Raw genomic sequence first — 6,114 nt, 5'->3', positions numbered from 1 at the left:
CGGTGAGCCCGGCGCCGCGAAGCGCCCTGGCCCTCTCCACCATTCTCCTACTGTATGCCATGCGGACTCCGTTCCGGACCTCAACGGTCCAACTTTTTGTCCGCAGTCCCAACGCTAAAACGGGATGGGCTTTCCGACTGAGGTCTCTAGCGGAAACTGCGTCCCGGAATAGGCGCTCAGACTGGGACGTATTTTCCCGATCGAGCCCCTCGAGGAAACTGCGACCCGGAATCTGTGCCCGAAACGGGACGTGGTTTCCCCGAGGACCGAAACAGCCGCCCGCCCCTCGTCAAAATCATCCGCTTTCCTCCGTTGTATGCGGAACATCCAAGGAGTGTCCCAGAGTGCCGGCAATAGGAACGTCCCCAGCTGCCGGCAGCATTTCACCGCAACTGCAAAAACCCGCGCAGGCAACCGTAGTCACCTGCGCGGGTTTAGTGGGCGCTCACAAAGGTGCGTTACAGAGGCCCACGTCAGTTATGGATTACCGAACGGCACCGGCACGCGATGCCTCAGTCGGCTTACCAAGCGATGAAGCTTACCGAAGTCCTAGACAATCGGCGCAATGCCGGCAAAGTGCAGATACAGCGAAATGATTGCTACGATAATGACCACCGCTGCGATCAGCTTGTCGTGCAGATGCGGAAGCACCGGCTTACCGCGACCTCGCTCGCCCAACATATAGACGGGAATGGCCGGAGCAAAAAGAATCGTCGTGATCATAACGCCCTGAAGACCCGTCGACCACACCAGGAACAATGTGTAGATGAAGCCGAGCGTACCGAAGAAGCGGGCTTTGCCGACGCTTGGCGCATGCGGCCCGTCCAGATGCTCGTTCTTCCAGCCAATCACCATGTAATAGGCAGCCGAGCAGACATACGGAACCAGAATCGTGTTGACTGCGCAGCTATAGAAGAACTGGTAGGTGCTCGCCGCCACATACGACACGATCAAGAAGAGCTGCGTGATGCCGGAGCTCACAAGAACCGTTACCACCGGGGCGTCGTGCTTGTTCGTCTTGGCAAACGCCAGAGGGAAGGATCCCTGGCGCGCCGCCTCGAACGGCGTCTCGGACGCAATGATGACATAGCCCAGCAGCGCGCCGACCAGCGAAAGGATAACGCCAAGGTTTACGATGGCAGCGCCAACCGGACCGATTGCACACTCGAGAATTCCCGCCATGGAGGGCGTTGCGAGCTGCGCCATCTCCTCGCGCGGCATAATGCCGAGTGACAGCATCGAGATGATCAGATACAGCGTAAATACAGCCGCAAATCCGAGCGCCGTCGAGCGGCCGACGTCACGCACGTACTTTGCACGGCCCGAGATAACGACAGCGCCCTCGATGCCCGTGAAGACCCAGACAAGGGCGATCATGGTCGAGACAACCTGCTCGCCAAAGCCAGGACCAGCCGGCTCTCCCCAGAAGTTGTCCATAAAGATATCGACGTTGAACTTACCCAGGAGCACGATGCTCAGCACAAAGAGCCCCAGCGGCACCAGCTTCGCCAACGTGACGATAGTGTTAATGCCCGCAGCCTCCTTAACGCCACGAAGCACAAGGACGGTAAGGAACCACAAAAACACGCTGGCGCAGACGATGGAAAGCAGGTTGTTACCCGCGCCAAACGCAGGGAAGAAATAGCCCAGCGCGCTAAACAGCAAGAGCGCAAAGCTCACGTTGGAAAGACATGCGCTGATCCAGTAACCCCAGGCGGAGTTGAATCCAATGTAATCGCCAAAACCAGCCGCAGCGTATGCATAGATGCCGCCGGTCAGGTCGGGACGAGCCTGAGACAAACCGTTGAACACCATCATCAGCGCAAAGACGCCGATAAAGCAAATTCCCCACGAGACGATAACCGCACCGGTATTTGCCCCGCCTGCTGCCATATCGCCGGCAAGCGAAAAGATACCGCCACAAATACTGGCGGTAATGACCATCATGGTCAGACGAAAGAGATCGAGGCCATTAGGGTCGATAATCTCGTCGTTTTGAACTTTAGAGGCCATTGTATGTGCACCCCCTTCATCATGTGATCGAACGAAAGATGACCCGGACGTCCCGAATCGGGTGCCGGGCCATCGGTCAAGCGATCATCAGACTGTTACAGCTATCGCGTTAGAAGCGCAGCGACAGGCAAGAAAGGCCGCCGTCGACCTTGCGATACTCGGAGGTATCGACGACGAGCGTCTTGTAGCCCAGATCCTGCACGGCCTTGAGCACGGTCGGATAGCCCTCGGCGACGATGACCGTACCGTTGACCCAGATGCAGTTGGCGCCGTAAGCCTCGTCCTCGGGCACGACGATCTTGTTGTACTGGGCAAAGTCGGGTTTATCGATAAACTCACCGGAAACGAGCATGTTGTTGTCCTCGATGTAGTTGACGCCCGTCTTGAGGTGTAGGACCTCCTCCAGCGGAACCTCGGAACCCTCGAGACCCCAGCCCTCGAGAATCTCACAGAACTGGCGGATGCCCTCTTCGTTGGTGCGAGCGGAGCGACCGACGTAGAAATGGTCGCCGACCATCATGACGTCGCCGCCGTCGAGCGTACCCGGAGAAACGATGTGCTTGACATGCTCGTCGTCAAAGAAGCGACGGACGGCTGGTTCGATCTCGTCCTTCTCGCCGTTGCGGCTGTCGGCACCGGGGTTGGTAATGATGGCGCCGCAGCGAGTGATGACGGCCGGATCCTCGACAAAGCAGCTGTCGGGATACTGCTCGAGCGCCGGCAGCACCGACACGTCAACGCCGCACTGCTCGAGCGCATGCTCGTAATCGTAGTGCTCCTCGATGGCACGCTCGTAGATGGGCTGGCCAAGCTCGGGGGCACTCGTGATGCCATTGCTCAGGGACTTGCCGGGACGACGGATGATGACGTGGCTGAACTTGGTCATGATGATCCTCCTTGGATCTCTTAGCAGAGAGCGGGACTTCTTTGCGCCCGCCTTCCTTTCGATGGCTTTATCTTAAGGCGGTTTTCCTATTTTGTATATTGTATACAATCCTGAACGGTAGGTATTCATCGGTAAGCGTATTCTCACCTATCGGCGCAAAGTAGCGCGATTTAACTGGTCGTTCTATAATTCAACTGAGCTATTCAAGCGAAACGTATTTAATTTTGAAAATATACAGTTGAGGAACACAAGCTCATGGAAACGCTCAGAAGACCCTTGAAGGATCATGTATACGACTATATTTCGAGCCGCATAGATGCCGGCGAGCTTTCGGCTGGCGACCGCGTGAGCGAGCAAGCGATCTGCGATGCCATGGGCGTGTCGCGCACGCCGGTTCGCGAGGCGCTCATTCAGCTGGCAAGCGATGGCTACCTGGACAATCTCCCCCGTCGCGGATTCCGTGTCCGTGGGTTCGATCAACAAAACGCCGTTGAAGTCTTTGAGATTATGGGGCCGCTCGATGGGCAGGCGGCATACCTCGCCTGTCCCCTCCTGACCAAAGAGGACATCATGCAGCTGAAGTTTTTGGTTGGGTCCATGGACCTTGCGATCCAAGGCGGTCTTATCCGAAAGTACGACGACATTCAGCGAGACTTTCATCTGACGTACTTCAACCGCTGCGGCAACGATCGTCTACGCGATATGATTGCGCAGCTCGAGCGCTGCTTTATCAAACGCGATTACGAGACTGTCGATCAAGAGACGGCGTGCAAGCTGCTCGATAAAGCCAATGCCGAACATGCCCATATTCTTGAACTGTTCGAAGCGCGGGACGCGGCGGGCGTGCGCGATTACGTACGCGATGTCCATTGGAACACGGAGAACGCCCAGTTCACCGTTTGGTAGGAAAGCAGCGGGCGGTAGCGGACCAATTCTTGGCACCGCCGCTCAAAATGATTCATTTCCCTCCGTCACCAAGGGATCATTGGTGCAATGGGAGCAGGTTACTTTGCGCCAATAAGTAGGATGCGGAGCAACCAAACGGCGGGACTCCGGGCCGCAGCTTCTCAAACGACACCCTTCCGGAAACCGTGTCCCACTATCCGGGCGAATTCTGGGATGCAGCTTCCCAATGGGGCCCCTTGGGGAAATCGCATCCCGGAATTCACGCCCGAAACGGGATGCGTTTTCCAGTTGAGGCATCTTGCGGAAAATGCATCCCGGAATCGTCGCTCAGACCGGGACGCATTTTCCCGATCGACCCTCTGCGGGAAACTGTATCCCACCTTGAGGGGCAAAACTGGGACGCGGTTTCCGGCCCGGGCATCAAAACGAAGTTGCGGTGGAATAGTTCCTGCTTGGGGCTTTAACCAGCAAAAACAGGAACTATTTCACCGCAAGTTATGAGGGACGGGATGGGGCTGGCCCTCTTACTCTTACAGATGGCGCTCCAGGAAGCGGAAGGCTAGGCGAATCCAAGGGCGAACCGCCACCTGCTTGCCCTCGTTGTCGACCGCGGTATTGGCATTGCCGAGCGAAAGGCCGTGACCGCCTTGGTCAAAGACGTGCATCTCGCAAGCGACGCCCTCCTCGGCCATGCGCTGAGCAAACGGATAGACCTGCGCGATCGGCGCTGTTTTGTCATCGGACACGCCCCACACAAAGGTCGGCGGCATCTGACGCGAAACATGCGTGGTAGGGCAGATATCGGCCAGGTGCTCTTCGGTGGCCTCGCCGCCGGTCACCATCGACAGGTAGTCGTTGAGCAAATCGCGCCCCGTCTTGCCGCCTGTCTTGGGCACGCGCAAGTCGATGCGCGGATCGCGCGTCTGCATGTCGCGGACATAGGCAAAGTCGAGCAATGGATAGCCCAGCACCACGGCATCGGGACGAATGTCGTCCGGACGCGCCCCGGCAAGTGCCGCGAAGGGACCGGTCTTCCACTGCGTTGCCAGCGAGGCGCAAATCATGCCGCCCGCCGAAAAGCCCACAACGCACACGCGCTTGGGATCGACATGCCACTCGTCGGCATTCGCACGAACCGTGGCGACCATCTTGGCAAGATCTGCCTGGGGGTGCGGAAAGCTCACGTCACCCGTGCCACTCGTGACATAGTTGAGAACAAAGGTCTGGTACCCGTGATCCAAAAAGGCAAACGCCACCGGATCTTGCTCATGCGGGGCGATGTGCGTAAACGCGCCTCCGCCGCAGATGATCACTGCCGGGCGACGACCATTGGGCTTGCCGGGCAGCGGTTCGGCCCCCATATAGGTAAACGTCGCCGGATATTCCTCGGTCGGCTCCTCGCCCCACAGCGCATGGCTCTCGACGATCATATATGCTCCCTTCGCGCGATTCATGCGCACGTTATGTATCGCCTTCAAGCGTACCCCACTTGGACGCACGGCATCGAAACGTATCCGCAATAAGTTCCCTTCAACTGATATATCACATAATCCCAGCTCAGGGCCGTCGTTGAGCAGCGTAAAATAGAGACGCTGACCGAGCCGGTAAACACACACGAAACGTTTCCGGCAAAACTACGCGTGCGCCACATGCGCACTTGATACGTTGGAGGCATCTATGGGTCTGCTCGATTCGCTCAAGTCCACGTTCAACTCGTCGGGCGAGGCGTCCGTACCGCCCGCGGCAAGCTTCGCCACCCGCGAAGGCGTCATCTACGCTCCCGTTAACGGTGTACTCGTCAATCTAAACGAGGTTCCCGACGAGACCATCGCCTCGGGTATGCTCGGCCAGGGCTACGGCATCGAGCCCATCACCGGCACCATCTATGCGCCCGCTAACGGCCGCATCGGCGCCACCACCGTCACCAACCACTCTATTGGCATGATCACCGAGGACGGCCTTCGCGTGTTCATCCATGTCGGCCTGGGCACCGTACAAATGAACGGCAAGGGTTTTGCCCGCTTTGTCGAGATGGGCGATGTGGTCAAGGCAGGCCAGCCGCTCATCAGTTTCGACCGCGATGCCATTAAGGCCGCTGGCCACGAGGACATCGTGACCGTCATCATCTCCGAGCTCGATCGTCTTAAGAGCATCGACCATGTCGGCGAGTCTGGAACGCTTATCGGCGGCAACCCGCTCGTCAAGCTGGGCGACCCGCTGCTGGTGGCTAAGACCAAGTAACGAGTCCTGCGCCGTACAGCCAATAGGCAACACGCCAAGCGCCCACGACCATCTGGCCGCGGGCGCTT

At 58.1% G+C, this 6,114-nt stretch carries 5 protein-coding genes; 2 read left to right on the top strand and 3 right to left on the bottom strand.

Annotation, left to right across the window (positions count from 1 at the left end; translation table 11 throughout):
- Positions 1-549: 549 nt before the first annotated feature.
- Positions 550-2,013, bottom strand: a complete 1,464-nt coding sequence (locus tag ACTQXI_RS07535; protein WP_441548455.1) for a basic amino acid/polyamine antiporter — start codon at positions 2,011-2,013, stop codon at positions 550-552.
- Between the two features lie 109 nt (positions 2,014-2,122).
- Entirely contained in the window at positions 2,123-2,899 is a 777-nt protein-coding gene (locus tag ACTQXI_RS07530) for a dimethylarginine dimethylaminohydrolase family protein (protein WP_117583089.1), read from the bottom strand.
- A gap of 276 nt (positions 2,900-3,175) precedes the next feature.
- Between ACTQXI_RS07530 and ACTQXI_RS07525 the strand changes: the two genes are divergently transcribed.
- Positions 3,176-3,805 (top strand): GntR family transcriptional regulator, encoded by a 630-nt coding sequence (locus ACTQXI_RS07525; protein WP_441048862.1) that lies wholly within the window; start codon positions 3,176-3,178, stop codon positions 3,803-3,805.
- Between the two features lie 530 nt (positions 3,806-4,335).
- Here the strand turns inward: ACTQXI_RS07525 and ACTQXI_RS07520 are convergent.
- Positions 4,336-5,235, bottom strand: coding sequence for an alpha/beta hydrolase (locus tag ACTQXI_RS07520; protein WP_441048861.1), 900 nt, complete (start codon positions 5,233-5,235; stop codon positions 4,336-4,338).
- A 247-nt stretch (positions 5,236-5,482) separates the two neighbouring features.
- Here ACTQXI_RS07520 and ACTQXI_RS07515 point away from each other — a divergent pair, with 247 nt between their 5' ends.
- The gene (locus ACTQXI_RS07515; RefSeq protein WP_441032162.1) at positions 5,483-6,046 is read left to right on the top strand and encodes a PTS sugar transporter subunit IIA; all 564 of its coding nucleotides are present in this window, start codon (positions 5,483-5,485) and stop codon (positions 6,044-6,046) included.
- Positions 6,047-6,114: the final 68 nt, after the last annotated feature.

The sequence above is a fragment of the Collinsella sp. LCP19S3_C9 genome (genome assembly GCF_052121575.1).
Classification (GTDB): Bacteria; Actinomycetota; Coriobacteriia; order Coriobacteriales; family Coriobacteriaceae; genus Collinsella.
The sequence above is the reverse complement of the archived record's forward strand: the minus strand, read 5'-3'. Positions and strand labels throughout refer to the sequence as shown.

Excerpts from the sequence above, each read along its gene's own strand:
- ACTQXI_RS07535 (WP_441548455.1), bottom strand. The coding sequence starts at position 2,013 with ATGGCCTCTAAAGTTCAAAACGACGAGATTATCGACCCTAATGGCCTC.
- ACTQXI_RS07530 (WP_117583089.1), bottom strand. The coding sequence starts at position 2,899 with ATGACCAAGTTCAGCCACGTCATCATCCGTCGTCCCGGCAAGTCCCTG.
- ACTQXI_RS07520 (WP_441048861.1), bottom strand. The coding sequence starts at position 5,235 with ATGATCGTCGAGAGCCATGCGCTGTGGGGCGAGGAGCCGACCGAGGAA.
- ACTQXI_RS07515 (WP_441032162.1), top strand. The coding sequence starts at position 5,483 with ATGGGTCTGCTCGATTCGCTCAAGTCCACGTTCAACTCGTCGGGCGAG.